The organism is Streptomyces diastatochromogenes, from assembly GCF_002242805.1.
Lineage (GTDB): Bacteria > Actinomycetota > Actinomycetes > Streptomycetales > Streptomycetaceae > Streptomyces > Streptomyces diastatochromogenes.
Genome location: NZ_MCGQ01000049.1, coordinates 20,987 through 44,616, shown reverse-complemented (window position 1 = coordinate 44,616; position 23,630 = coordinate 20,987). Strand labels below are relative to the sequence as shown.

23 protein-coding genes are annotated in these 23,630 nt (G+C 71.7%); 9 read left to right on the top strand and 14 right to left on the bottom strand.

The window, feature by feature from the left end:
* The first annotated feature begins 62 nt into the window (after positions 1-62).
* Together BEK98_RS40715 and BEK98_RS40710 are read left to right on the top strand one after the other, a co-directional pair.
* Positions 63-1,544, top strand: a complete 1,482-nt coding sequence (locus tag BEK98_RS40715) for an MFS transporter (protein ID WP_094221837.1) — start codon at positions 63-65, stop codon at positions 1,542-1,544.
* A gap of 148 nt (positions 1,545-1,692) precedes the next feature.
* The gene (locus BEK98_RS40710; protein WP_094221836.1) at positions 1,693-1,977 is read left to right on the top strand and encodes a DUF6332 family protein; all 285 of its coding nucleotides are present in this window, start codon (positions 1,693-1,695) and stop codon (positions 1,975-1,977) included.
* Here the strand turns inward: BEK98_RS40710 and BEK98_RS40705 are convergent.
* The 3 genes from BEK98_RS40705 to BEK98_RS40695 all read right to left on the bottom strand — a co-directional run bounded on the left by BEK98_RS40705 (position 1,938) and on the right by BEK98_RS40695 (position 4,562).
* Positions 1,938-2,603: a response regulator transcription factor gene (locus BEK98_RS40705; RefSeq protein WP_094221835.1), complete on the bottom strand. Its 666-nt coding sequence runs from the start codon at positions 2,601-2,603 to the stop codon at positions 1,938-1,940. The two genes, BEK98_RS40710 and BEK98_RS40705, sit on opposite strands and share 40 nt — an antisense overlap.
* Positions 2,600-3,820, bottom strand: coding sequence for a sensor histidine kinase (locus tag BEK98_RS40700; RefSeq protein WP_094221834.1), 1,221 nt, complete (start codon positions 3,818-3,820; stop codon positions 2,600-2,602). The genes BEK98_RS40705 and BEK98_RS40700 overlap by 4 nt, the downstream gene beginning before the upstream one ends.
* A gap of 91 nt (positions 3,821-3,911) precedes the next feature.
* Positions 3,912-4,562: a TetR/AcrR family transcriptional regulator gene (locus BEK98_RS40695; RefSeq protein ID WP_094221833.1), complete on the bottom strand. Its 651-nt coding sequence runs from the start codon at positions 4,560-4,562 to the stop codon at positions 3,912-3,914.
* 181 nt (positions 4,563-4,743) lie between these two features.
* Here BEK98_RS40695 and BEK98_RS40690 point away from each other — a divergent pair, with 181 nt between their 5' ends.
* Positions 4,744-5,781, top strand: coding sequence for a medium chain dehydrogenase/reductase family protein (locus BEK98_RS40690; RefSeq protein WP_094221832.1), 1,038 nt, complete (start codon positions 4,744-4,746; stop codon positions 5,779-5,781).
* Between the two features lie 33 nt (positions 5,782-5,814).
* On the opposite strand, the gene BEK98_RS40685 is transcribed toward BEK98_RS40690, so the two are convergent.
* The gene (locus BEK98_RS40685; RefSeq protein ID WP_094221831.1) at positions 5,815-6,504 is read right to left on the bottom strand and encodes a TetR/AcrR family transcriptional regulator; all 690 of its coding nucleotides are present in this window, start codon (positions 6,502-6,504) and stop codon (positions 5,815-5,817) included.
* Between the two features lie 149 nt (positions 6,505-6,653).
* Here BEK98_RS40685 and BEK98_RS40680 point away from each other — a divergent pair, with 149 nt between their 5' ends.
* Positions 6,654-7,109, top strand: coding sequence for a nitroreductase family deazaflavin-dependent oxidoreductase (locus BEK98_RS40680; protein WP_094221830.1), 456 nt, complete (start codon positions 6,654-6,656; stop codon positions 7,107-7,109).
* On the opposite strand, the gene BEK98_RS40675 is transcribed toward BEK98_RS40680, so the two are convergent.
* The gene (locus BEK98_RS40675) at positions 7,099-8,346 is read right to left on the bottom strand and encodes a geranylgeranyl reductase family protein (protein WP_094221829.1); all 1,248 of its coding nucleotides are present in this window, start codon (positions 8,344-8,346) and stop codon (positions 7,099-7,101) included. The two genes, BEK98_RS40680 and BEK98_RS40675, sit on opposite strands and share 11 nt — an antisense overlap.
* 131 nt (positions 8,347-8,477) lie before the next feature.
* Here BEK98_RS40675 and BEK98_RS40670 point away from each other — a divergent pair, with 131 nt between their 5' ends.
* From BEK98_RS40670 to BEK98_RS40660, 3 genes are all read left to right on the top strand, one after another.
* Positions 8,478-9,833 (top strand): dipeptidase, encoded by a 1,356-nt coding sequence (locus tag BEK98_RS40670; RefSeq protein ID WP_094221828.1) that lies wholly within the window; start codon positions 8,478-8,480, stop codon positions 9,831-9,833.
* Between the two features lie 62 nt (positions 9,834-9,895).
* Positions 9,896-10,612 (top strand): MBL fold metallo-hydrolase, encoded by a 717-nt coding sequence (locus BEK98_RS40665; RefSeq protein ID WP_094221827.1) that lies wholly within the window; start codon positions 9,896-9,898, stop codon positions 10,610-10,612.
* 10 nt (positions 10,613-10,622) lie between these two features.
* Complete coding sequence (locus BEK98_RS40660; RefSeq protein ID WP_094221826.1) at positions 10,623-11,669, top strand: BUD32 family EKC/KEOPS complex subunit; 1,047 nt, start codon at positions 10,623-10,625, stop codon at positions 11,667-11,669.
* On the opposite strand, the gene BEK98_RS40655 is transcribed toward BEK98_RS40660, so the two are convergent.
* The 8 genes from BEK98_RS40655 to BEK98_RS40620 all read right to left on the bottom strand — a co-directional run bounded on the left by BEK98_RS40655 (position 11,642) and on the right by BEK98_RS40620 (position 19,590).
* Positions 11,642-12,703 (bottom strand): ABC transporter ATP-binding protein, encoded by a 1,062-nt coding sequence (locus BEK98_RS40655; RefSeq protein WP_094221825.1) that lies wholly within the window; start codon positions 12,701-12,703, stop codon positions 11,642-11,644. The genes BEK98_RS40660 and BEK98_RS40655 overlap by 28 nt on opposite strands.
* Positions 12,700-13,800 carry an ABC transporter ATP-binding protein gene (locus BEK98_RS40650; protein ID WP_094221824.1) on the bottom strand — a complete coding sequence of 367 codons (1,101 nt, stop codon included), beginning with the start codon at positions 13,798-13,800 and terminating at the stop codon, positions 12,700-12,702. The genes BEK98_RS40655 and BEK98_RS40650 overlap by 4 nt, the downstream gene beginning before the upstream one ends.
* A complete protein-coding gene (locus BEK98_RS40645) occupies positions 13,797-14,705 on the bottom strand; it encodes an ABC transporter permease (protein WP_094221823.1) in 909 nt (302 codons plus the stop codon). Before BEK98_RS40645 ends, BEK98_RS40650 begins: the two co-directional genes overlap by 4 nt.
* A complete protein-coding gene (locus BEK98_RS40640; RefSeq protein ID WP_094221822.1) occupies positions 14,698-15,684 on the bottom strand; it encodes an ABC transporter permease in 987 nt (328 codons plus the stop codon). Before BEK98_RS40640 ends, BEK98_RS40645 begins: the two co-directional genes overlap by 8 nt.
* A 105-nt stretch (positions 15,685-15,789) precedes the next feature.
* Entirely contained in the window at positions 15,790-17,604 is a 1,815-nt protein-coding gene (locus BEK98_RS40635; RefSeq protein ID WP_094221821.1) for an ABC transporter family substrate-binding protein, read from the bottom strand.
* 247 nt (positions 17,605-17,851) lie between these two features.
* Positions 17,852-18,907 carry an NUDIX hydrolase gene (locus tag BEK98_RS40630; RefSeq protein WP_094221820.1) on the bottom strand — a complete coding sequence of 352 codons (1,056 nt, stop codon included), beginning with the start codon at positions 18,905-18,907 and terminating at the stop codon, positions 17,852-17,854.
* A 144-nt stretch (positions 18,908-19,051) separates the two neighbouring features.
* Positions 19,052-19,255 carry a hypothetical protein gene (locus BEK98_RS40625; RefSeq protein WP_208643371.1) on the bottom strand — a complete coding sequence of 68 codons (204 nt, stop codon included), beginning with the start codon at positions 19,253-19,255 and terminating at the stop codon, positions 19,052-19,054.
* 8 nt (positions 19,256-19,263) lie between these two features.
* On the bottom strand, positions 19,264-19,590 hold the full coding sequence (locus BEK98_RS40620) for a DUF6191 domain-containing protein (RefSeq protein WP_094221819.1): 327 nt from the start codon (positions 19,588-19,590) through the stop codon (positions 19,264-19,266).
* Positions 19,591-19,714: 124 nt separating this feature from the next.
* Here BEK98_RS40620 and BEK98_RS40615 point away from each other — a divergent pair, with 124 nt between their 5' ends.
* Together BEK98_RS40615 and BEK98_RS40610 are read left to right on the top strand one after the other, a co-directional pair.
* Positions 19,715-20,068, top strand: a complete 354-nt coding sequence (locus tag BEK98_RS40615) for a hypothetical protein (RefSeq protein ID WP_094221818.1) — start codon at positions 19,715-19,717, stop codon at positions 20,066-20,068.
* A 209-nt stretch (positions 20,069-20,277) separates the two neighbouring features.
* Positions 20,278-22,302: an NPCBM/NEW2 domain-containing protein gene (locus BEK98_RS40610; protein WP_208643370.1), complete on the top strand. Its 2,025-nt coding sequence runs from the start codon at positions 20,278-20,280 to the stop codon at positions 22,300-22,302.
* A 198-nt stretch (positions 22,303-22,500) separates the two neighbouring features.
* On the opposite strand, the gene BEK98_RS40605 is transcribed toward BEK98_RS40610, so the two are convergent.
* Positions 22,501-23,454, bottom strand: coding sequence for an ROK family protein (locus tag BEK98_RS40605; protein ID WP_094221816.1), 954 nt, complete (start codon positions 23,452-23,454; stop codon positions 22,501-22,503).
* Positions 23,455-23,630 lie beyond the last annotated feature (176 nt).

Below are 23,630 nucleotides of genomic sequence, written 5' to 3'. Positions count from 1 at the left end.
AGATTATTGCATCGTAATTAAATGCATTTGCATTCGATGCATGCGCATGTAGTGTCGTCGGCATGACCTCTCCGCTCACCACCCCCTCCTCCGAGGGACGCTGGACTCCCCGGCTGTGGGGCACCCTGCTGGTGCTGTGCGCCGCGATGTTCCTGGACGCGCTCGACGTGTCGATGGTCGGCGTCGCGCTGCCGTCCATCGGCTCGGACCTCCATCTGTCCACGTCGACGCTGCAATGGATCGTCAGCGGCTACATCCTGGGATACGGCGGGCTGCTCCTCCTCGGCGGCCGCACCGCCGATCTGCTCGGCCGGCGCCAGGTGTTCCTGGTGGCCCTCGGCGTCTTCGCGCTCGCCTCGCTCCTCGGCGGGCTCGTGGACTCGGGTCCGCTGCTGATCGCCAGCCGCTTCATCAAGGGCCTGAGCGCGGCCTTCACGGCCCCGGCCGGCCTCTCGATCATCACCACGACGTTCCCGGAGGGCCCGCTGCGCAACCGCGCGCTCTCCATCTACACCACCTGCGCCGCCACCGGTTTCTCGATGGGCCTGGTCCTCTCCGGCCTGCTCACCGAGGCCAGTTGGCGTTTCACCATGCTGCTGCCCGCGCCCATCGCGCTGATCGCCCTCGCCGCCGGCCTCAAGCTGCTGCCGCGCAGCGCACGCGAGAAGAACCACGCCGGCTACGACATCCCGGGCGCCGTCATCGGTACCGCGTCGATGCTGCTGCTGGTCTTCACGGTCGTCCAGGCACCCGAGGCGGGCTGGGCCTCCGCCCGCACGCTGCTGTCGTTCCTGGCCGTCGCCGTCCTGCTGACCGCGTTCGTCCTGGTCGAGCGGCGCTCGCCGAGCCCGCTCGTCCGGCTCGGGGTGCTGCGCTCGGGCACCCAGGTCCGCGCCCAGCTCGGCGCGGTGGCCTTCTTCGGCTCCTATGTCGGCTTCCAGTTCCTGACGACCCTGTACATGCAGTCCCTGCTCGGCTGGTCCGCGCTGCACACGGCGCTCGCCTTCCTGCCGGCGGGCGCGCTGGTGGCCGTGTCGTCGACGAAGGTCGGCGCCATCGTCGACCGGTTCGGCACCCAGCGGCTGATCGCGGCCGGCTTCGCGCTGATGGCCGTCGGGTACGCGCTGTTCCTGCAGGTCGACCTGGACCCGGTGTACGCGGCCGTCATCCTGCCCTCGATGCTGCTGATCGGCGCGGCCTGCGCGCTGGTCTTCCCCTCGCTCAACATCCAGGCCACCAACGGCGTGGAGGACCACGAGCAGGGCATGGTCTCCGGGCTGCTCAACACCTCGGTGCAGGTGGGCGGCGCGATCTTCCTGGCCGTCGTGACGGCCGTGGTGACCGCGGCCGCGCCGGCCGACGTCACCCCGCAGGGCGTCCTCGACAGCTACCGGCCGGGTTTCATGGTCGTCACGGGCATCGCCGTGGTCGGCCTGCTGATCACCCTCACCGGGCTGCGCGGCCGGCGTACCCAGCCGTCGATCGTGGTCACCGGATCCACCGTGCAGGAGGCAGAAGCGGAGCGCGTGGCGGTCCGCGACTAGGCGCTCCGCCGGGAGTGCCGCGACGGGCGGTCGGATGTCGGCCGCGCCGTCGTGGCTGGTCGCGCACAGTTCCCCGCGCCCCTTCGGGGGCGCGGGCGCCCGGCGGGGCTGGTTGCTCCGCCGGGCGCCCGTCTGTGAGGCTGGGGGAATGTACGCATACGGGGGACGCCGCACCAACGCCCAACGGGACGCGGCGACGATCGAGATCGGCTACGCACTGGTCAGCGCCGCCTTCGCGGCAGCGGTGCTGTTCGGCGCTCTGGCAGGGCCCGCGCTCCTCTTCGACCTGCCGCATCTGCTGTCCAAGACCCTGCTGCGGCTCGGCATCGGGGTCGCACCAGTGGTCTTCATGGCCCGCGTGGTGAGTGTGCTGGTCCGCTTCCAGCGGGCGGCTCAGCCGAGCCAGCCGGGCCGTACCAGTCCCGACTCGTAGGCGAGGACGACGAGTTGGGCGCGGTCCCGGGCGCCCAGCTTGACCATCGTGCGGCTCACATGGGTCTTGGCCGTGAGCGGGCTGACCACCAGGCGGCGGGCGATCTCCTCGTTGGACAGGCCGATGCCGACCAGCGCCATCACCTCCCGCTCCCGCTCGGTGAGCCGGACGAGCGTGTCGGCCGCCGCGGGCGCCTTGGAGCGGGCCGCGAACTCGGCGATGAGCCGGCGAGTGACACCCGGGGACAGCAGCGCGTCTCCCTCGACCACCGCCCTTACCGCGCGCACGAGTTCGTCCGGCTCGGTGTCCTTCACCAGGAATCCGGAGGCGCCCGAACGGATCGCCTCGAAGACGTACTCGTCGAGTTCGAAGGTGGTGAGCATGACCACCTTCACGTCCTTCAACTCCGTGTCCCCGGTGATGCGGCGGGTCGCGGCCAGGCCGTCCAGCCGGGGCATGCGGATGTCCATCAGGACGACGTCGGGCCGCAGTTCGCGCACCCGGCGCAGGGCCTCCTCGCCGTCGGCCGCCTCCCCGGCCACCTCGATGTCCGGCTGTGCGTCGAGCAGCGCCTTGAAACCGGCCCGCACGAGCGACTGGTCGTCGGCGAGCAGTACCCGGATCACTGGTCCTCCCTGGTGTGCAAGGGCAGTACGGCGAGCACCCGGAAGCCGCCGTCGGGGCGCGGGCCCGCGTCGATCGTGCCTCCCAGCGCGGCCGCCCGCTCCCGCATCCCGGCCAGCCCGTTCCCGCTGCCGCCGGCGTCGGCTCCGGTCGCGGGCCCGTCGTCGTCGATCCACAGCCGGAGTTCGCCACCGCCGTGTTCGTACCGCACGCGCGCGTGCCGAGATCCGGAGTGCCGTACGACGTTGGTCAGGGCCTCCTGCACAATGCGGAAGGCCGCGAGGTCGGCGCCGGGCGGCAGATGCGGAGCCCCGCCCTGGACGTCGACGGTCAGTCCGGCGGCCGCCGCCTGTTCGACCAGTTCCGGCAGCCGGTCCAGACCGGGCGCGGGGGCGCGCGGTGCGGCGCCCGGTGCGCGCAGGGTGTCGAGGACCTGGCGCACCTCGCCGAGGGCCTCCTTGCTGGCGGCCTTGATGGTGGTGAGCGCGGCGCGCGCCTGTTCGGGGTCGCTGTCCAGCAGCGCGAGGCCCATGCCCGCCTGGACGTTGATGACGGAGATGCTGTGCGCGAGGACGTCGTGCAGCTCCCGGGCGATCCGCAACCGCTCCTCATCGGCTCGCCGCTCGGCGGCCTGGGCGCGGTCCGCGCGCTCCCGCGCCCACTGCTCGCGCCGTACCCGGCCGAGTTCGGAGAGCGCGACGATGGCCAGCACCCAGGTGGCGACGACGATCTCCTGCCCCACGCTCGCCGCGGCGTCGCCCCGGGGCGGAAGCCAGCGGTAGAGCCAGAGCGCGACCAGGGCGTGCCCGGCCCACAGCAGGCCGACGGCGGCCCAGGCGGCCCGCCGGTGCCCGGCGACGACGGCACTGAAGCAGCTGACCGCGACGGTCAGGAAGACCGGCCCGTAGGGGTATCCCGCGCTCAGGTAGACCAGGGCCGCCGTCGCCGTACCGAAGGCGACGGCCACCGGATGGCGGTGCCGCCACAGCAGCAGGAGCGAGGCGACGAGCAGCAGCACGCGCGCGTAGCCGTCGAGCTGTACTCGGTGGGGCTGCGAGTGTGCGGCGAAGTTGGAGCCGACCAGGACGAACACGGTGATCAGCGCGGTGGAGCGCCAGGGCAGGCGGGCGGGGTGCGGCTCCGGTCCGTCGGGGCGGTACCCCCACGGGGGCCCGTACCGCCACCAGTGCGAGGGACCGCCTCCGCGCTGCTCTTCCATGCCCGCCACGCTAGACGCCGACGGGCCGCGCGGACGTCAGCCGGGCGAGGTGATCACGGGTACTCCCCGGGGAGTACGACCGCTCGTGCGCTCAGCGCCCGCCGGTGAGCCCCTCCACCTCGGCGGTGAACAGCAGCTCGGGGTCGAAGCCCATGCCCGTGAAGTGGCCGGCGAGTTCCAGGGAGAGGACGCCGTGCAGACGGGTCCAGACGGCCAGGGCACGGCGCAGGACCGACGGCGGGGCGGGGTGGTCACCGGCCCACTGGTGGTGGTCGGCGAGGTGGGTTTCGAGCGCGTCGGGTGAGGCGGTCCCCGGTTCCTCGGCCGCGCACACGTCGAGCAGGGCCGCCATGATCTCCCGGGCGATGGCGGTGGTGTCGTCCGGCGCCCGGTAGCCGGGGACGGGCGTGCCGTAGACGAGGAAGTAGCGCTGGGGGTCCTCCAGCGCCCAGCGGCGCAGCGCCCGGGCCAGGCCGGGCAGCCCCGAGCCCGCGTCGGCCGCGGCACGGAAGGTGTCCGCCAGGCTGCGGTAGGCGTCCCGGACCAGCTCGGTAATCAGGTCGTCCCGGCCGCCGAAGTACCGGTAGAGCGCCGGGCCGCTCATGCCCAGCTCCTTGGCGATGGCGTTGAGGGACAGCCCCGACGCCCCGGCGGTGGCGATCTGCTCCCAGGCCCGCGCCTTGATCTCCGCCCGCACCTGGCTGCGGTACCGCTCCCGTGGACTTGCCGCGCCTGCAGCCATCGCCTTCACCCTCCTCGCCCTGGGGTTTCAACCTATCACTGGCGAGAGAGGTCGTAACGAAACCTGTCGGCGAGAGCTTGACACCGAAGGTAGGGGGAGTCATTTTAGTTATAGCTTCTAACTCAAGCGAAGCGCCCTAGCGCAGCAGCTTCGGCACCCCTTCCCCGATCCGGAGGTCGTCATGGAAAGCAAGGAACTCGTCGAGGTCGTCCTGCCGGGCACGGTCGAGCCCGAGGAACTGCAGCTCCGGCACCGGGACATCCCGCTGCCGGGCGCCGGGCAGATCGTGGTGCGGGTGGAGGCCACCGGGGTGTCCTTCGCGGAGCAGCAGATGCGCCGGGGCCGCTACTACGACCAGCCGCCGTTCCCGTTCGTGCCCGGCTACGACCTGGTCGGCACGGTTCTCACGGCCGGCACCGGCGTCGCGCCGGGTCTCGTCGGCAAGCGGGTGGCGGCGCTGGTCAAGGTGGGCGGCTGGGCCAGCCATGTGGTGCTCGACGCGGCCGACGCGGTGGAGGTGCCGGCCGGGATCGGCGCGGCGGAGGCGGAGACGCTGGTGGTCAACGGGATCACCGCGTGGCAGATGCTGCACCGCCAGGCCCGGGTGCGCAGCGGCGGGACGGTCCTCGTCCACGGCGCGAACGGCGGTGTCGGCACGGTCCTGGTCCAGCTCGCGCGCGCGGCGGGCCTGAAGGTGATCGGCACGGCGTCCGCGCGCCACCACGAGGCCCTGCGCGACCTCGGCGTCACCCCTGTCGACTACCGCACCGAGAATGTCCCGGCCCGGGTCCGGGAGCTGGCCCCCGGCGGAGTCGACGCTGTCTTCGACCACCTCGGCGGGCGCAGCGTGACCGACTCCTGGCGGCTGCTCGCCCCCGGCGGGACCCTCGTCGCCTACGGCAGCGCCACCACCCGGGACGACACGGGCTCCAAGCAGTGGCCCGTCCTGAAGATCCTCGGCCGGGTGTGGTGGTGGAACGCGCTGCCGAACGGCCGCCACGCCTACTTCTTCAACGTGTGGGCGGGCCGCGCCCTGAACAAGGACCGCTTCCGGACCCGGCTGCGGGCCGACCTCACCCAGGTCTTCCACGCCCTGGAGCGCGGCGAGGTCACCGCCCGGATCGCCGCCCGGCTGCCGCTCACCGAGGTCGCGGAGGCGATGCGGCTGGCGGAGTCCGGCACGGTGTCCGGGAAGGTCGTCCTGATTCCCGAGGCGTAGGTGAGGCCGGGAGCCGGGCCCGGCCTACGGGCGTCAGGGGCGCAGGCCCACGCCGTGGGCGAGTCGGGCGGCAGCGTGCCGGAAGAAGGTCTCCCGGTCCTCCACCACCCGGTGGAACTGCCCGAACAGCTCGAACCCGACCAGCCCGAACAGCTCGGCCCAGGCCGCCACCAGCGCCACGGCCGCCTGGGGAGGCAGGTCGGGTGCGAGGTCCGCCGCCATGCGCTCGGCCTCGGGGCGCAGCTCGCCGGGGAGGGGGAGGTCGGCGAGGCCGGGGCGCCGGTGGGCGTCGCGGACGATGCCGATGAGGAGCAGGCCGACCCGGGAAGCGGCCGGGACGGTGGTCTCGGGGGCGGCGTAGCCGGGGACGGGCGATCCGTAGATGAGGGCGTACTCGTGCGGGTGGGCGAGGGCCCAGGCGCGCACCCGCTCGCACACGGCCGTCCAGCGCCGCACATGGTCCGCGTCGGCGGCCGTCGCGTGGGCCGCCTCCGCCGCCTCGCCGAGGGAGTCGTAGGCGTCGATGATCAGTGCGGTCAGCAGCTCGTCGCGGCTGGGGAAGTAGCGGTAGAGCGCCGAGGAGACCATGCCCAGCTCGCGGGCCACGGACCGTAGCGAGAGCTTGGCCGCGCCCTCCGCCGCGAGCTGTCTGCGCGCCTCGTCCTTGATGGCGGCGGTGACTTCGATCCTGGCCCGCGCGCGGGCGCCCTGTGCGGTGCTCATGCCAGCAGTGTGCCACGACGGCAGAGCAGTGCACACAAACAAGAGCGCTGGACAAAAACGAGAGCAGTGCTCTTGCATTGGCGTGCCCGTCTCCCCCACACTGGAGTCAAGCGAGAGCACCGCTCTCCCAACTGTGGGGGTCAGTCACCATGTCGTCGTCTTCGCCGTACTACTTCAAGGGCAGCCCGATGACCGTGCGCGTGAACGGGTTCGTCGGCTGGCTCGCCCGGCACGGGCTCAGCATCGCGGGCTCCGCCGAGCTGTCCGTGCGCGGCCGCAAGAGCGGCGCGATGCAGCGCGTCCCGGTCAACCCGCACACCTACGAGGGCGGGCAGTACCTGGTCTCGGCGCGTGGCCACTCCCAGTGGGTGCGCAACATGCGGCCCGCCGGCGGTGGGGAGCTGCGGGTGGGCCGGAAGGTGCGCGCGTTCACCGCGGTGGAGCTTCCCGACGACGAGAAGCTCCCGATCCTGCGCACCTACCTGGAGAAGTGGGGCTGGGAGGTCAAGGACTACTTCGCGGGCGTCACGGCCAAGTCCTCCGACGAGGAGATCCTCGCGATCGCCCCCGACCACCCGGTCTTCCGGATCACCGTCACGAAGTGACGGCGTCCTCCGCGGGCGCCGCCGCGGCCTGCCCCCGGTCCAGCGCGGTCAGGGCGCGCTGGGCGAGCGGGTGTGCCCGGACCAGCTCACCCAGAGACGTCGAGCCCTGCGTGATGTCCTTAAAGGCCCGCCAGGCGGGACGGAAGCCTGTGAGGGCCGCGTGGAAGACGCCGGGCCGACGCTCGAACGCGGCCAGCATGCGCTTGCCGACGCTCATCTCCACGCCGAGCCCCGCCTTGATCGCGAAGGCGTAGTTCAGAGCCTGGCGACGGGTGTCGACGGCGTCGTGCGCCTCGGCGATCCGGACCGCCCACTCCCCCGCCAGCCGGCCCGAGCGCAGCGCGAAGGAGATGCCCTCGCGGGTCCACGGCTCCAGCAGCCCCGCCGCGTCACCGCAGACCAGCACCCGGCCGCGGGAGAGCGGCGAGTCGTCGGCGCGGCAGCGGGTCAAGTGCCCGGAGGAGATGCTCGGTTCGAAGCCGGACAGGCCCAGCCGGGCGACGAAGTCCTCCAAGTACCGTTTGGTGGCGGCGCCTTCGCCGCGCGCCGAGATGACGCCGACCGTCAGGGTGTCGCCCTTCGGGAAGACCCAGCCGTAACTGCCCGGCATGGGGCCCCAGTCGATGAGCACCCGCCCCTTCCAGTCCTCGGCGACCGTCTCCGGGACCGGGATCTCCGCCTCCAGGCCGAGGTCGACCTGGTCCAGCTTCACCCCGACGTGCGCCCCTATCCGGCTGGCGCTGCCGTCGGCGCCGACGACCGCGCGGGCCAGGACCGTCTCCCCGCCCTGGAGGACCACGGCGACCGTGCGCCGGTCCGGCACCGCCGAGCCGTGCTGCTCGACGCGCTGCACCGTGACGCCCGTACGCAGTTCGGCGCCCGCCTTCTGGGCGTGCTCGACCAGCTGCTGGTCGAACTCGGGCCGGTTGATCAGCCCGAACAGCATCTGCTTGGAGCGGCGGGTGCGGGTGAAGCGCCCGTTGTTCGAGAACGTCACCGCGTGCACCCGGTCCTGGAAGGGCAGGTCGAAGCCGGGCGGCAGGGAGTCACGCGAGGGGCCGATGATGCCGCCGCCGCACGTCTTGTAACGCGGCAGCTCGGCTTTCTCCAGCAACAGCACGCGTCGCCCCGCGACCGCCGCCGCGTAGGCGGCCGAGGCCCCCGCGGGTCCCGCGCCCACCACGACGACATCCCACACCCGCTGCACGTCGTCCGCCGAAGAGTTCTCGCCGCTCACGATGGTCTACTGCTCCGATCAAGCCGTTGCCGCACCTGTCCCCCGCATCCTACGGCGACCGTCGTCGCAGGCCACTGTGGGAGGATCGGTCTACCCAGCCGTACAACGTCGCACCCACGAGGAGCGTGCCCATGTCGTCGAATCCGGTCGCCGAGACCGTCGCCTCGCTGCTGCCCCGGGCGAAGGCGGAGCTGACCGAACTGGTCGCCTTCAAGTCGGTGGCGGACTTCGCGCAGTTCCCGAAGAGCGAGAGCGAGGGCGCCGCGAACTGGATCGCCGACGCGCTGCGCGCCGAGGACTTCGTGGACGTGGCCGTCCTCGACACCCCCGACGGCACCCAGTCGGTGTACGGCTACCTGCCGGGCCCCAAGGGTGCCAAAACGGTTCTGCTCTATGCGCACTACGACGTCCAGCCGCCGCTGGACGAGGCCGGCTGGTCCACCCCGCCGTTCGAGCTGACCGAGCGGGACGGCCGCTGGTACGGCCGCGGGACCGCCGACTGCAAGGGCGGTGCGATCATGCACCTGCTCGCGCTGCGCGCCCTGAAGGCGAACGGCGGCGTCCCCGTGCACGTCAAGGTGATCGTCGAGGGCTCCGAGGAGCAGGGCACGGGCGGCCTGGAGCGGTACGCCGAGCAGCACCCCGAGCTGCTGGAGGCGGACGCGATCGTCATCGGCGACGCGGGCAACTTCCGCGTGGGCCTGCCGACGGTGACCACCACCCTGCGCGGTATGACGCTGGTCCGGGTCCGGATCGACACCCTCGCCGGCAACCTGCACTCGGGCCAGTTCGGCGGCGCCGCCCCCGACGCGCTGGGCGCGCTGATCCGCGTCCTGGACTCCCTGCGCGCCGAGGACGGCTCGACCACCGTCGACGGCCTCGACGCCACGGCGGAGTGGGACGGTCTGGAGTACACCGAGGAGCAGTTCCGCAAGGACGCCAAGGTGCTGGACGGGGTCGGTCTGATCGGTGACGGCTCGGTGGCCGACCGCATCTGGGCCCGCCCGGCCGTCACCGTCCTCGGCATCGACTGCCCGCCCGTGGTGGGCGCCACCCCGTCGGTCCAGTCCAGCGCCCGCGCCCTGGTCGGCCTGCGGGTGCCCCCGGGCGTGGACGCCGCCGAGGCCACCAAGCTGCTGCGCGCCCACCTGGAGACGCGCACCCCGTGGGGCGCCCAGGTGAGCACCGAGCAGATCGGCCAGGGCCAGGCGTTCCGCGCCGACACCTCCAGCCCGGCCTACCGCGCGATGGCCGACGCGATGGCGGTCGCCTACCCGGGCGAGACCATGCAGTACGCCGGTCAGGGCGGCACCATCCCGCTGTGCAACACCCTCGCCGGCCTCTACCCCGAGGCGGAGATCCTGCTGATCGGCCTGAGCGAGCCGGAGGCCCAGATCCACGCGGTCAACGAGAGCGTGTCCCCCGAGGAGCTGGAGCGGCTGTCGGTCGCCGAGGCGCACTTCCTGAGCAACTACGCGGCGGACTGAACCGTTCTGCCGACGGCAGATCGCCCTCGCCCACGGGCGGGGGCGCTGCCTACCGTCGGCGCATGGACGTCATCGAACTGCTCCCCCGCCTCCACCTCCTGCGCTTCACCGTCGGCCAGGCCTACCTCTGGCACGACGGTGCGGAGTCGACGCTGATCGACGCGGGGACGATCGGCGCGGGCCGCGCGATCGCCGACGCGATCACCGCCCTGGGCCGCGCCCCCGGGGACGTACGACGAATCGTGCTGACCCACTTCCACGAGGACCACGCGGGCGGAGCGGGCGAGTTCGCCGCGCTCAGCGGTGCCGAGGTACTGGCCCATCACCTGGACGCGCCGTTCCTCCGGGGTGAACGCCCGGGCCCGCCCCCGCGGTTCGAGGACTGGGAGCTGCCGATCCACGCGGAGGTGTCCCGGCACCTTCCCGAGGGCGAGCCGGTGCGCCCGCGGAGCGTCACGCCGGTGTCCGACGGTGATGTGCTCGACTTCGGCGGTGGTGCGCGGGTGGTCCATGTACCGGGGCACACGGACGGCAGCATCGCGCTGTTCCTGCCCGACGAGGGCGTGCTGTTCACGGGTGACGCGGTGGCGGCCTCGCCGGTCGACGGGGCGGTGATGCCGGGCGTGTTCAACCTCGACCGGCCCCGACTCATGGAATCCTTCCACCGGTTGGCGGCCCTCGACGCGGACGTGGCCTGCTTCGGACACGGTGACCCGGTGGTGGGCAAGGCTTCGGCCGCACTTCGGAAAGCGGCGGACAGCCAGACGGCCACCGGCTGATCCTGGGGGCATGACCTCCCCCGAGCGACTCGCCGCCCACACCCGCATCGCGCGTTCCCTCGCCCCGCTGGACGACCGGGCGCTGGCCGAGCGGGTGGCGGCGGGCGAGCCGCTCGGCACGGGCATCGGCGGCAGAGCCGTACGCCTCCTGGTCGACGGCCGGCCGGTGTTCGTCAAGCGGGTGCCGCTGACGGACCTGGAGCGGCTGCCCGGGAACGAGCGCTCGACGGCGAACCTGTTCGGACTGCCGCCGTACTGCCACTACGGCATCGGCAGCCCGGGATACACCGCCTGGCGGGAGCTGGCCGCGCACACGCTGACCACGGAGGGTGTGCTGGCCGGAGGGTTCCCGGGCTTTCCGCTGCTGCACCACTGGCGGGTGCTGCCCGACGAGCCGCAGCCCCTCCCGGACGAACTCGCCGACGTGGAGCGAGCCGTGGACTACTGGGGCACGGGCGCACGGGAGCGACTGGAGGCCCTGCGGACGGCCTCCGCGAGCCTGACCCTGTTCCTGGAGTACGTCCCGCACACCCTGCACGACTGGCTGGACGCCGAACTGCGCACGGACCGCGCCGACGCGGCGTGCACCCGGGTGGCCGAGGGTCTGACGGAGCTGACGGACGCACTGGAAGGGCATCGACTCCTGCACTTCGACGCCCACTTCCGCAACATCCTGACCGACGGCCGCACGCTGTACCTCACCGACTTCGGCCTCGCGCTCGGCTCCACGTTCCAACTGGACGGCGAGGAGCGGGAGTTCCTCGCCCAACACCGTCACTACGACCGCGTCTACACCGCCTACCACCTGGTGATCTGGCTCGTCACCGCGCTGTACGGATACGGCCGGGAGGAGCGCGAGGAGTACATCCGGGCCCTGGCCGCCGGTGCCCGGCCCGAGGGCGTCCCCCGGTCCGCCGCCGGGCTGCTGACCCGGTACGCGCCCGTCGCCGCCACCATGGGCGACTTCAGCCGGCTGCTCGTGCGGGAGAGCCGGCTGACCCCCTACCCGCACGAGGACCTGCGCCGCGCCTACAACAACTCGATGCTCTCGGCGTAGTGGCAGGCCACCGGGTTCCCGCTGCCCCGGTCGGCGAGGGCCGGCACCTCCTCCACACAGGCCGTGCGCTCGCTCTCGGTGAGCTGGGCGGCGAACTTGGGGCAGCGGGTGCGGAAGCGGCAGCCGCTCGGCGGGCGGACCGGACTCGGTACGTCCCCCTGCACGGTGATCCGTTTCCGGGCGCGTTCCTTGCGCGGGTCGGGCAGCGGGATCGCGGAGACCAGGGCCTGGGTGTAGGGGTGCGCGGGGCGGGCGAACAGCTGCCGGGCCGGGGCGATCTCCACCAGACGGCCCAGGTACATGACCGCGACCCGGCCGGCGACGTGCCGCATCACCGACAGGTCGTGCGCCACGAACAGGAAGGACAGCCCGAGTTCGCTCTGCAGGTCCATCAGCAGGTTGAGAACGCCTGCCTGGATCGACACGTCGAGCGCCGAGACGGGCTCGTCCAGCACGATCACCCGGGGGCGCAGCGCCAGGGCCCGGGCGATGCCGATGCGCTGGCGCTGGCCGCCGGAGAACTCGTGCGCGAAGCGGTTGCCGTGCTCGGGGTTGAGCCCGACCAGCCGCAGCAGCTCGCGCACCTCGTCGGCGCCCCGGGTGCCGTACCGGCCGTGGATCCGCAGGGGTTCGGCGATGATCTCGTGGACGGAGATCCGGGGGTCCAGGGAGGCGTACGGGTCCTGGAAGACGATCTGCAGGTCCCGGCGCAGCGGCCGCATCCGGCGTCGGCTCAGCTCGGTCAGTTCGCGTCCGCCGTACCGCACGCTGCCGGAGGTGGCGCGCTCCAGGTTGAGGACCGTACGGGCGAGGGTGGTCTTGCCGGAGCCGGACTCCCCGACCAGGCCCAGGGTCTCGTTCTCGTGCAGGTCGAAGGAGACCCCGCACACCGCGTGCACATCGCCGACGCGGCGGCGGACGACTCCCCGGGACAGGACGGGGAAGTGCTTGACGAGGTCCCGGACCTGGAGGACGGGTTCCCCGGTGCCGCCGTGGCCCGGCAGCGGCGGAAGGAGTGCGGCGGGCGCGGTCATGCGGGGTCCTCCTCGGTGCTCGGGGCGGTGTCGGCGAAGCGGGCCAGCGCCTCGGCGTCGGCGCCGACCGCGTCGAAGACCTGGTCCGCTCCGGCGCCCACCAGCTCGGCGGCGAAGTGGCAGGCGCTGAGGTGGCCGACGGGTCCCGCCTGGTGCAACGGCGGCTCGGTGCTGTCGCACACCTCCCGGCGCAGCGGGCAGCGCGGGGCGAAGGGGCAGCCCGGGGGCAGGTTCAGCAGGGAGGGCGGGGAGCCGGTGATGGGGGTCAGCCGCTCCTCCTCGCGGTCGAGGCGGGGCAGGGAGCCGAGCAGGCCGAGGGTGTAGGGCATGCGCGGGGCGTAGAAGATGTCCTCGACCGGGCCGGTCTCCACGATCCGTCCGGCGTACATGACGGCGACCCGGTCGGTGTGGCCGGCGACCACCCCCAGATCGTGTGTGATCAGGACGAGGGCCGCGCCGGTCTCGGCGCGGGCGGTCTCCAGCGCGTCGAGGATCTGGGCCTGCACGGTGACGTCGAGTGCGGTCGTCGGTTCGTCGGCGATGATCACGTCCGGGTCATTGGCCATGGCGATGGCGATGACGACGCGCTGGCGCATCCCGCCGGACATCTCGTGCGGGTAGGCGTCGACGCGCCGCTCGGGACTCGGGATGCCCACCGTGCCGAGCAGTTCGACGGCCCGCTCGCGGGCTGCCCGCTTCGTCAGGTCCGGGTGGTGCCGCTGCAACGTCTCGGCGATCTGGTAGCCGACCGGATACACCGGGTTGAGCGAGGTCATCGGGTCCTGGAAGACCATCGCGATGCCGCGGCCCCGCACGTCCGACAGCTGGTTGTCGCTCAGCCCGAGCAGTTCGGCCCCCTCGAACCGCACCGAGCCGCGCACCCGCGCCGAGCGGGGCAGCAGCCCCATCACGGCGAGGGCGGTCACCGACTTGCCCGAACCGGACTCGCCGACGATGCCGAGGGACTCGCCCCGCTCCAGCCGGTAGCCGACGCCGCGCACGGCCCGTACGATCCCGTCCTCGGTCGGGAACTCCACGCTCAGGCCGGTCACGTCGAGGACCGCGCCGGACTCTTCTCCTGGGTCGATGACCGTCACTGTCGCACCCTTTGCTGCCGGGGGTCGAAGGCGTCGCGCAGCCCGTCGCCGATGAAGTTGATGGTCAGGGCGATGGCGATGATGAACGCGCCGGGGATGTAGAAGAGCCAGGGCCGGGTGTCCACGGCCGTCTGCGCCTGGGCGACCAGCAGGCCGAGGGAGGTGTCGGGCGGCTGGACACCGAAGCCCAGGAAGGACAGGGCGGTCTCGGTGAGGATGCCGGTGGCGACCAGGACCGTGGCGTTGACGATGATCGGGCCGAGGGCGTTCGGCAGCAGGTGCCGGAAGATGATCCGCGCGTCCGAGGCGCCGAGGGCCCGGGCCGCCTCCACGAACTCCTTCTCCCGCAGCGACAGTACGCTCGAGCGCACGACCCGCGCAACATACGCCCAGGTCAGCCCCGCGATGACCACCGCGATCCAGTACCAGGAGCCGCCGCTGCGGGAGGAGATCACCAGGGCGATCGCGAACAGCGGCAGGGTCAGCACCAGGTCGGCGACGCGCATCATCACCGCGTCGACGAAGCCCCGGTAGAAGCCCGCGACGGCGCCCCAGACCGCGCCGACCAGGGTGGAGCCGAGGGCGATCAGGATGGCGATCTTCAGCGAGGTCTGGGTGCCGCGCATGATCTGCGCGTAGGCGTCGTAACCGGAGGCGTCGGTGCCGAACGGGTGCTTCCAGGAAGGGGGTTGGGAGTTGTCGGGCGTGTACTTGCGGTACGAGTAGTGCCACAGGTGCGGGCCGACGAACGCCCACAGCACGATCAGCAGGAAGACGGCGAGGCTGATCATGGCGGCCCGGTGGCGCAGGAAGCGGCGCAGCACGAGCTGGGTCTGGGTGCGCTGCCGTACGGTGAACTCGCCGTCCACTCGCGGTCGCTGGGTGCCCGCCTCGGTGTCAGTCATAGCGGATCCTCGGGTCGAGTACGGCGTAGAGGAGGTCGGCGACGAGGTTGAAGCCGATGACGACGACGGCGGAGAGCAGCAGCCAGGCCATGGTCCGGTAGACGTCGAGCGTGGTGGCCGCCTGGACGAGCATCTCCCCCATGCCGTGCCACTGGAAGATCGTCTCGGTGATCACGGCGCCGCCCAGGATGATGGCGATGTCGAGCGCGGTGACCGTGGCGAGCGGGATCAGGGCGGTGCGCAGGGCGTGCCGGGTCATCACCCGGGCCCGGCGCAGGCCCTTGGCGCGGGCGAGCCGTACGTAGTCGCTGTCGAGCACCTCGAGCATGGAGGCGCGGGTGTAGCGGGTCCAGGAGGCGAAGGAGACCAGGGCGAGGGTGATGGTGGGCAGGACGAGATGACCGATGCGGTCGGTGAACTCGTTCCAGCCGGTGTCGACGTCGAGGTACGGCGACTTCTCGCCGATCGTGCCGAGGAACTGGCTGCCGGTCTGCTCGTTGATCCAGATCCCGGCCTGCTTGAGCAGCACGGCGAACCAGAAGACCGGCATGGCGAGGAACAGGAAGCCGAAGAAGGTGATGGTGTAGTCGGCGGCGCTGTACTGGCGGAGCGCGCTGAACACCCCGAAGAGCACGGCCAGCACGAGGGCGATCAGCATGGCGGCGGCGACCAGGGTGACGGTGACCCGGAAGCGGGTGAACAGGTCGTGCCCGATGTCCAGGTTGGTCTGCACGGACGGACCCCAGTCGCCGTGCAGCACTCCGGTGATCCAGTTCCAGTAGCGCTCCACGACCGGCTGGTCTGCGTGGATGTGCCGGGCGAAGGCGGTGACGGCGGCCTTGCTGGGGGCGGGCTGCCGTGAGGTGGCGAAGTTGGCGACCGGATCACCGGAGTTGACGACGACCAGGAACACGATGAACGTCGAGACGATCAGGACGGGTATGGAGACCAGGATGCGGCGCACGGTGTAGGCGAGCATGCGGTTCTTCCCTCGGGAGGACGGGCCCGGTTCTCGGGAGTGCGGGCCCCGGTCCCGGCCCCGGGGTGACCGGGGCCGGGACACGACGGTGGCTGCGGGCGGGGGTTACTTCTTCAGGCCCCACTCGCCGGTGTTGTACGCCGGGCCCACGTTCGTCGAGTTGTTGCGCATGTTCACGAACCGTGTCTGCGCGGCGAGGAAGGTCGGCTTCTGGTACAGCGGGAGCACATAGGCGGCGTCCACCATGATCTTGTCCGCCTGGTTGAGCAGGGCGGCGGACTTGGTCTGGTCGGTCTCGCCGACGGCCTGGTTGATCAGCTGGTCGACCTGCTTGTCGCTGTAGCCGCCGTAGTTGCCGCCGCCCCCGGTCATCCAGGTCTGCTGCGCGTTGGCGCTCGGGAAGGGCGAGGCGACCCAGGCGAAGACGATGATGTCGTACTGGTGCCCGGCCAGCACGGTGCCGAGGTCGGCGGCGCCGATCGGCTTGATGGTGACCTTGACGCCGAGGTTCCCGAGGTCGCTCTGCAGGATCTGGCACTCGCTCTGCCGGATCTGGTTGCCGGTGGTGTAGCGGCAGTTGAAGGGTCCGACCGCCTTGCCGTCCGGGGTCTTCAGCGCGGTCCCCACCCCGGTGAACTTCGCGTCGGTGAGGAGCTTCTTCGCCTTGGCGAGGTCACCGGAGCCCTGCCCGGTGGACGTGACGAGGTCCTGGTAACCGGCCTGACCGGGAACGAAGTTGTGGTTGCCGAGCTGCTTGACCGCCGGGTCGAACTGGCCGACGGTCTTGGCGACGATGTCCTTGATGCTGATCGCGGTGAACATCGCCTGCCGCAGCGCGGTGTACTTGCCGAGCACCGGGTTGTGCAGGTTGAGGTCGAAGTGCTCCCAGGTCAGCCCGTTACCGATGGTGTAGGTGACGCCGGGGATGTCTTTGACCTGGTTGACGAGGTCGACCTCGGGCTGCGGGTAGATGCCCTGCACCTCGTTGTTGCGCAGCGCGATCGGTTCCTGGGTGGCGTCCGTGATGACCTTGAAGATCAGCCGTTGCAGCGAAGCCTTCTTCGCACCCCACCACTTGGGGTCCGGGACATAGGTGGCGTGGTCGTTGTCGACCCACTCCTGCATCTTGTACGGGCCCGCCGTCGCGTACTTGGTGGGCGGGGTCTTCTGGAAGTACTGCCAGCCCTGGGTCAGCTGGGCGGCCGTCATATGGGCGGCGTCGCCCGCCTTGGCGCCGGAGAGCTTCTCGGCGACGTGGGCCGGGTAGAGGGGGTAGCCAGCGCCGAAGAGCTGCTTCCAGTCGGAGAAAGGTTTGTTCATCACGACGGTGACGGTCTTGCCGCCGTCGGAGCCGGTGACGGACTTGATGCGGTCGTATCCGGCGGTGGACTGCGGCAGACAGCCCTTGGTCTGGGTGGAGTCGCTCGCGGGCGGCGGCGGGCAGTCCTTGCCGTCGTTGGTGCGCCAGTAGTAGACGAAGTCGTCGGCGGTGATGGGTGTGCCGTCGTTCCACGCGGCCTTCGGGTTGATCTTGTAGACGAGGGTCTGCGGGCTCGCGCCCGTCTGGGTCGCCGAGGTCACCAGGTCGGTGTTGACGGCGACGGTGAAGTCCGGGTGGGGCACGAAGACCTGGGGCAGGACCACCTCCAGGGCCTCGCCGTTCTCGAAGGTGTTCCCGTTGGTGTCCTGGACGTTCCACTGCTGGATGTTCTTCTCCAGCACATAGGTGAACGTTCCGCCGGCCTTGGTGGTGCCGGAGTTGCAGGTGTTCGCCTTGCCCTGGGTGGAGCAGGACGCGAGACCGGCCGAACCGCCCTGGTGCGGCGTACCGCTCCCACCGCTGCTGCAGGCGGCGAGGATCAGGGTGAGCCCGGCGGCCAGGGTGAGTCCCCTGGCGAGGGCCGAGGATTGCGCGCGCATGTCCCTCCTCCGGCCGGGAGCTGCCCGGCCTTTTCACAGCGGCCGGCGGCCGCGAGGAAACTGAGCTGCGCAACGACGTTAGAACGCTTGTGTACCTTCTTCAGGTTCCTGTTCATACCGGGACGGCGACAATTCACCCTCGCTTTCCCCTCGGAACCTCCCAGTTCGCGCAAAGAGGCGAGATCACGACCCAGAGAAGACAAAATCCCCGCCAACATCACGGATGCGGCGGGGATCTGACGGTATGTCAGGCAGCCTGTCCGGCGACCGGCACGCCGGCCTCCAGATAGAGCGCGGCGCCGCGCTCTCGGGCCCGCAGCGCCCAGCGCAGCCGCTCGTAGCGGACCGGCGGCAGCATGTCGGCGGCCTCCTGTTCGGTCGCGAAGCGCCAGGCGCGCAGCTCCGGCCCCGGCAGCAGCACCCGGGCCGCCTCGGCGGAGTCCAGGCGGCCGCCGTCGAAGAGGAGGCGCAGCCCGCCGTAGCCGGGGGGCGCGGGCCGCTCCCAGTCCACGACGAGCAGCCGGGGCACCTCCCGCAGCCGTATCCCGGTCTCCTCGGCGACCTCGCGCACCCCGGCGCGGGCGGGAGCCTCACCGCGCTCGACGACCCCGCCGGGGAACTCCCAGCCGGGCTTGTAGGTCGGGTCCACGAGCAGCACCCGGTCCTGCTCGTCGAAGAGGAGCACCCCGGCGGCGAGAGTCTCGGCGGTGGGTTCGGGGGTCTGCACGATGTCACAGGGGCCCACGGCGCCGCTGCCGACGGCGTCGGCGATGCGCACGGCGGTCTCGTACGGGGTGAGGGCGCTGGTGTCCACGAGGTGGGCGTCGGCGGTGAGCCAGGAGGCGAGGGCGGCCCGGTAGGGCTCGATGTGGTCGTACGCCCACTGCCGCTGCCGTATCTCGCCGTCGGGCAGGTCCGGCGGGATCTCCCGCCCGGCTATGCGCTCGCGCAGGATCGTTTCCGCCGGGGCGAGGAGCAGATGCCGTACGGGGATCCGGCGGGCGGCGAGACCGCCGAAGATCTCGTCGCGGTACTCCTGGCGCAGCAGGGTCATGGGGACCACCAGGGTCCCGCCCAGCTCGGCGAGCATCGCGGCCGCCGTGTCGATCACGAGCCGGCGCCAGATCGGCAGGTCCTGGAAGTCGCCGACCTCGGCGAGGCGCTTGGGCGGCAGCAGGTGCGAGAGCGCTCCCCCGATGACCTCGGGGTCGAAGAGCGCGCTGTTCGGGATCAGTTCGATCAGTTCCCGTGCGGTGGCGGTCTTCCCCGCACCGAACGCGCCGTTGATCCAGACGACGGTCACGGACTCCCCCTCTTCTGTTGGCCCCCTGTGGCTTGCCCGCTCCACCCTGCCACGGAAACCACATCCCGTTGAGGGCGCGCACACGCGCGTGCCGGTGTCCCGCACGTCGGGGACACCGGCACGGGGCCCGGGGACCGGGCCGGGCTACTCCTGCCCCTGCGCGTGGTCGGCCACGGCGAAGCTGTCCCGGCTGACGAGGTGGTCGACGTGGTCGAGGGTGCCGGAGACGTTGAGGTCACCGAGCGGCCCCTTGTCCGGGGTGTGCGACGCGGCGTGCGACGGGGTGACGGCGGCCACGACGAATCCGGTGGCGAGGGTGGCGATGGCGAGCATGCTGCGCTTCTTCATGCCCTGGATCAACTGTGGAACGGCCCTGGGGTCACGCGGATCACGGCGATTCCGGTCGTCGGATCGACCGTGCTCCGATGCGGCGGTGCCCCGTCCTCCTCGTCGTCCCGGAGCACCAGCGCCGACTGCCGCTCCTTGAGTTCATGCTGCTTGCCCGGCGACAGGGCCCCGTGCAGCTGCTCGAATCCGGTGGCCGAGATCTGCCCGGCCCGCGCCGCGTTGCGCCAGGGCAGCAGGCCCGCACGACCGGCGCGGAGCAGCAGCTGGTCGGCGAAGGCCAGGGCGGTGAGCAGGATGACCAGCCCCGGCAAGGTCATGAAGACGGCGAACCCCATGGGCCGAGTGTCCGGGCGCCGCGGCCCCGGTGGAAACCCCGTGGCCGCGGTGATCACGCCGCAGGTATCGTCCAGCTCCCGGTCTACCGGAAGCCGGCGGACCACGACCAGGAGAACGACGGCCATGACCAGCCCCCGCCCGACGACCACCCTCTGGCGCCCCACCGGTCCCAAGGAGCTGGACCTGGTCCGGGAGCTGGACTGGAGGGCGTGGCCGCCGCGGCTGCCCGAGCAGCCGATCTTCTACCCGGTGCTCAACGAGGACTACGCCATCAGGATCGCCCGGGACTGGAACGTCCGGCACGACGGTGCCGGGTTCGTGACGCGCTTCGAGGTCGACGCGGAGTTCGTCGCCCGCTACCCCGTCCAGCGGGCCGGCGGCGAGACGATCCTGGAGCTGTGGGTGCCCGCCGAGGAGCTGGACGAGTTCAACGCCCACATCGTCGGCCGGATCGAGGTCGTGCACGAGTTCCGGTGAGGCCGCGGGAGGCCGGACGAACCAACAGAACCGAACGCCCGGCCTCTCCGCCGTCCCCCGAAACCCCCTGCCGTCAAGGGATATGACGGAGTATCGAACAACTCTGACGCACCTCTTCCAACACAGTCCGACACGTCCTACCGTAAGCGCGCACCGGTGACACGTACATGCCGTCATTCCACCTCGCGCGAGCCGGAGGAACGTCAACGATGCGTCGCCCTCACACCCGCACCACCCGCCGAAGAGTGGCCGGAGCGCTCACCGCGGGGCTGCTGTGCACGGCGGGCCTGGCCGCCCCCGCCGTCGCGGCCCCCGCCCGGCACCCCGTCGCCGCGCCCTCCCTGGCCGACGGCCTCGCCCTCACCCCGCCCATGGGCTTCAACAACTGGAATTCCACGCACTGCCGTGCCGACTTCAACGAGGCCATGGTCAAGGGGATCGCGGACCTCTTCGTGGACAAGGGCCTCAAGGACGCCGGATACCAGTACGTGAACCTCGACGACTGCTGGGCCCTGCCCGACCGGGACGCGAACGGCAAGCTGGTGCCGGACCCGGCCCGCTTCCCGAACGGCATCAAGGCCGTCGCCGACTACGTCCACGCCAAGGGCCTCAAGCTCGGCATCTACACCAGCGCCGGCATCAAGACCTGCAACAGCGCGGGCTTCCCGGGTGCGCTCGGCCACGAGTACAGCGACGCGCAGCAGTTCGCCGACTGGGGCGTCGACTACCTCAAGTACGACAACTGCAACAACCTCGGCGTCGACGCCAAGCTGCGCTACCGGACCATGCGCGACGCGCTCAGGGCGACCAGCCGGCCCATCGTCTACAGCATCTGCGAGTGGGGCGAGAACAAGCCCTGGGAGTGGGCGGGGGATGTCGGCCACCTGTGGCGGACCACCGGTGACATCAGCGACAGCTGGGGCTCGATGCTGTCGATCCTCAAGCAGAACCTGCCGCTCGCGCCGTACGCCGGGCCCGGCCACTGGAACGACCCCGACATGCTGGAGGTCGGCAACGGCGGGATGACGGACACCGAGTACCGCTCCCACTTCTCCCTCTGGTCCGTCATGGCCGCGCCCCTGCTCATCGGCACCGACCTGCGCACGGCCTCACAGGCGACCTTCGACATCCTGGACAACAAGGAGGTCATCGCCGTCGACCAGGACCCGCTGGGCAAGCAGGGCACCGTCGTGTCCTCCGCGGGCGGGCGCTGGGTCGTCGCCAAGGAGATGAAGGACGGCAGCCGCGCCGTCGCCCTGTTCAACGAGTCCGGCACCGCCCAGCGGATCGCCACGACCGCGAGCGCCGTCGGCCTGCCCGACGCCCCCGCCTACACCCTGCGCGACCTGTGGCAGCACCGCAGCTACAACACCGCGGGCACCCTCGCGGCCACGGTCCCGGCCCACGGCACGGTCCTGCTGCGGGTCTCGGCCGACCCTGACTGGGCCACCCACCCGCCGGCCGCGGAACTCGGCCTGGACGGGAGCCCGTTCGTGGAGACGGGCACCCCGGCGGCTCTGACCACCGACTTCACCGATCTGGGCCGGACGCCCGCGCGCCGGGTGTCCGTGTCGCTGACCGGCCCGGCCGGATGGACCGTACGCGCGACCTCGGCGACCACCGCGACCGTCCTCACCACCGGCAGGTCCCTGCGCACCGGCTGGACGGTGAACGCCCCGGCGGGGACGCCGACGGGGTCGTACGGCCTTGTCCTCAAGGCGAGTTACCGCTCACCCACCGGAGAGAGCGTCACCAGCACCCTCCCGCTGACGGCGACCGTCGTACTGCCGCCGCCCACCGGGACGTCGTACCTCAGCGATCTGCCCTGGCTGTCGGCGACCAGCGGCTGGGGTCCGGTCGAGCGCGACACCAGCAACGGGGAGAGCGCCGCGGGCGACGGTCACCCCATCACCCTGGGCGGTGTGGTGTACGCCAAGGGGCTCGGCGTCCACGCGGAGAGCGAGGTCTCCTTCTACACCGGCAAGGCGTGCGGCAAGGTCACCGCGGACGTCGGCGTGGACGACGAGAAGGGCACGAAGGGCACCGTCGCCTTCGAGATCTGGGCGGACGGCACCAAGGTCGCCTCGACCGGTGTGCTGACCAACGCGCAGCCCGCCCAGCCGCTCACCGCCGACGTCACCGGGGCCCAGGTGGTCCGCCTCGTCGTCACCGACGGCGGCGACGGCATCGACTCGGACCACGCGGACTGGGCGGACGCCCGGCTCAGCTGCTGACCCCGGCTCAGAACGCGCACGCCGGGCTCGGTTGCCGACCGCGGCTCCGAGAACGGACGCCGGGCACAGCCGCCGAGCCTGCCTCAGCCCCCTGCCGCGGTCGCGTCCGGCCTACAGGCCAACGCGGCCGCGGCGACGCTGACGAGCCCGCAACCGTACCCATCCGCGCGGACGTACCCCTCAGCCGCCGAACCGCCCTCAAACCCCCGCCGCAGTCGCATCCGGCCTACGAGCCAACGCGGCTGCCGCGGCGCCGACCAGACCCGCGTCCGTGCCCATCTGCGCGGGCGTGACCGTCAGACGCTGGACGAAGGAGAGGGTCGCGTAGTCGGTGAGGGCCTTGCGCAGGGGCGTGAAGAGGATGTCGCCGGCCTTGCCGACGCCCCCGCCGATCACCGCGATGTCGATCTCCACCAGGGTCGCGGTGGCCGCGATCCCGGCGGCCAGGGCCTGCGCGGCCCGCTCGAAGGAGGCAACGGCGACCGGGTCGCCCTCCCGGGCGGCGGCCGCCACCGCCGCGGCCGAGGTGTCGCCGTCCGGGCCCGGCCGCCAGCCCTGCTCCAGGGCGCGGCGGGCGATGTTGGGGCCGCTCGCGATGCGCTCGACGCAGCCGCGCGAGCCGCACGGGCACGGGTCGCCGTCGAGGTCGACGCTGATGTGCCCGATGTGCCCGGCGTTGCCGGTCGGGCCGGGATGCAGTTGCCCGCCGAGGACCAGGCCGCCGCCGACCCCCGTCGAGACCACCATGCACAGCGCGTTGTCGTGGCCGCGCGCGGCGCCCTGCCAGTGCTCGGCCGCGGTGATCGCCACCCCGTCGCCGATCAGCTCGACCGGCAGGCCCCCGGTGGCCGCGCGCACCCGCTCGACCAGCGGGAAGTCACGCCAGCCCGGCACGTTCACCGGACTGACGGTGCCCGCGGAGGCGTCCACCGGGCCCGCACTGCCGATGCCTATCGAGCCGGCGCGTCCCCACAGGGGCGAGTCGGCGAGGTCGCCGAGCACCCCCTCGACGGCCCGCATGACCGTTTCGCCGTCCTGATGGGCGGGCGTAGCACGCTGTGCGCGTGCCTGGATCCGTCCGTGACCGTCCACCAGCGCGCCGGCGATCTTGGTGCCGCCGATGTCCAGGGCCGCCACGAGGTCGGTGTGCATCAGAGTCAGATCTCCCCGTTGAACCTTGAGAACCAGAAAAGAGGCAGGCCGGTCCAGCGGTGGGGGCGCAGGCCGGAGACAGCGGTGGACAGTCTCTCGCGCATCTGACAACGTTGTCCAGGCTCTATGCTCGACGCCACATCCTCATACAAACGACGGATCTCCGCATCACCCCC

Coding starts and splice junctions, on each gene's coding strand:
- BEK98_RS40625 (WP_208643371.1), bottom strand. CDS start 19,255: ATGAAGAAGCGCAGCATGCTCGCCATCGCCACCCTCGCCACCGGATTC.
- BEK98_RS40700 (WP_094221834.1), bottom strand. CDS start 3,820: ATGGAAGAGCAGCGCGGAGGCGGTCCCTCGCACTGGTGGCGGTACGGG.
- BEK98_RS40610 (WP_208643370.1), top strand. CDS start 20,278: ATGCGTCGCCCTCACACCCGCACCACCCGCCGAAGAGTGGCCGGAGCG.
- BEK98_RS40710 (WP_094221836.1), top strand. CDS start 1,693: ATGTACGCATACGGGGGACGCCGCACCAACGCCCAACGGGACGCGGCG.
- BEK98_RS40655 (WP_094221825.1), bottom strand. CDS start 12,703: ATGACCGCGCCCGCCGCACTCCTTCCGCCGCTGCCGGGCCACGGCGGC.
- BEK98_RS40695 (WP_094221833.1), bottom strand. CDS start 4,562: ATGGCTGCAGGCGCGGCAAGTCCACGGGAGCGGTACCGCAGCCAGGTG.
- BEK98_RS40685 (WP_094221831.1), bottom strand. CDS start 6,504: ATGAGCACCGCACAGGGCGCCCGCGCGCGGGCCAGGATCGAAGTCACC.
- BEK98_RS40690 (WP_094221832.1), top strand. CDS start 4,744: ATGGAAAGCAAGGAACTCGTCGAGGTCGTCCTGCCGGGCACGGTCGAG.
- BEK98_RS40680 (WP_094221830.1), top strand. CDS start 6,654: ATGTCGTCGTCTTCGCCGTACTACTTCAAGGGCAGCCCGATGACCGTG.
- BEK98_RS40620 (WP_094221819.1), bottom strand. CDS start 19,590: ATGGGGTTCGCCGTCTTCATGACCTTGCCGGGGCTGGTCATCCTGCTC.
- BEK98_RS40635 (WP_094221821.1), bottom strand. CDS start 17,604: ATGCGCGCGCAATCCTCGGCCCTCGCCAGGGGACTCACCCTGGCCGCC.
- BEK98_RS40715 (WP_094221837.1), top strand. CDS start 63: ATGACCTCTCCGCTCACCACCCCCTCCTCCGAGGGACGCTGGACTCCC.
- BEK98_RS40645 (WP_094221823.1), bottom strand. CDS start 14,705: ATGACTGACACCGAGGCGGGCACCCAGCGACCGCGAGTGGACGGCGAG.
- BEK98_RS40615 (WP_094221818.1), top strand. CDS start 19,715: ATGACCAGCCCCCGCCCGACGACCACCCTCTGGCGCCCCACCGGTCCC.
- BEK98_RS40640 (WP_094221822.1), bottom strand. CDS start 15,684: ATGCTCGCCTACACCGTGCGCCGCATCCTGGTCTCCATACCCGTCCTG.
- BEK98_RS40665 (WP_094221827.1), top strand. CDS start 9,896: ATGGACGTCATCGAACTGCTCCCCCGCCTCCACCTCCTGCGCTTCACC.
- BEK98_RS40670 (WP_094221828.1), top strand. CDS start 8,478: ATGTCGTCGAATCCGGTCGCCGAGACCGTCGCCTCGCTGCTGCCCCGG.
- BEK98_RS40605 (WP_094221816.1), bottom strand. CDS start 23,454: ATGCACACCGACCTCGTGGCGGCCCTGGACATCGGCGGCACCAAGATC.
- BEK98_RS40660 (WP_094221826.1), top strand. CDS start 10,623: ATGACCTCCCCCGAGCGACTCGCCGCCCACACCCGCATCGCGCGTTCC.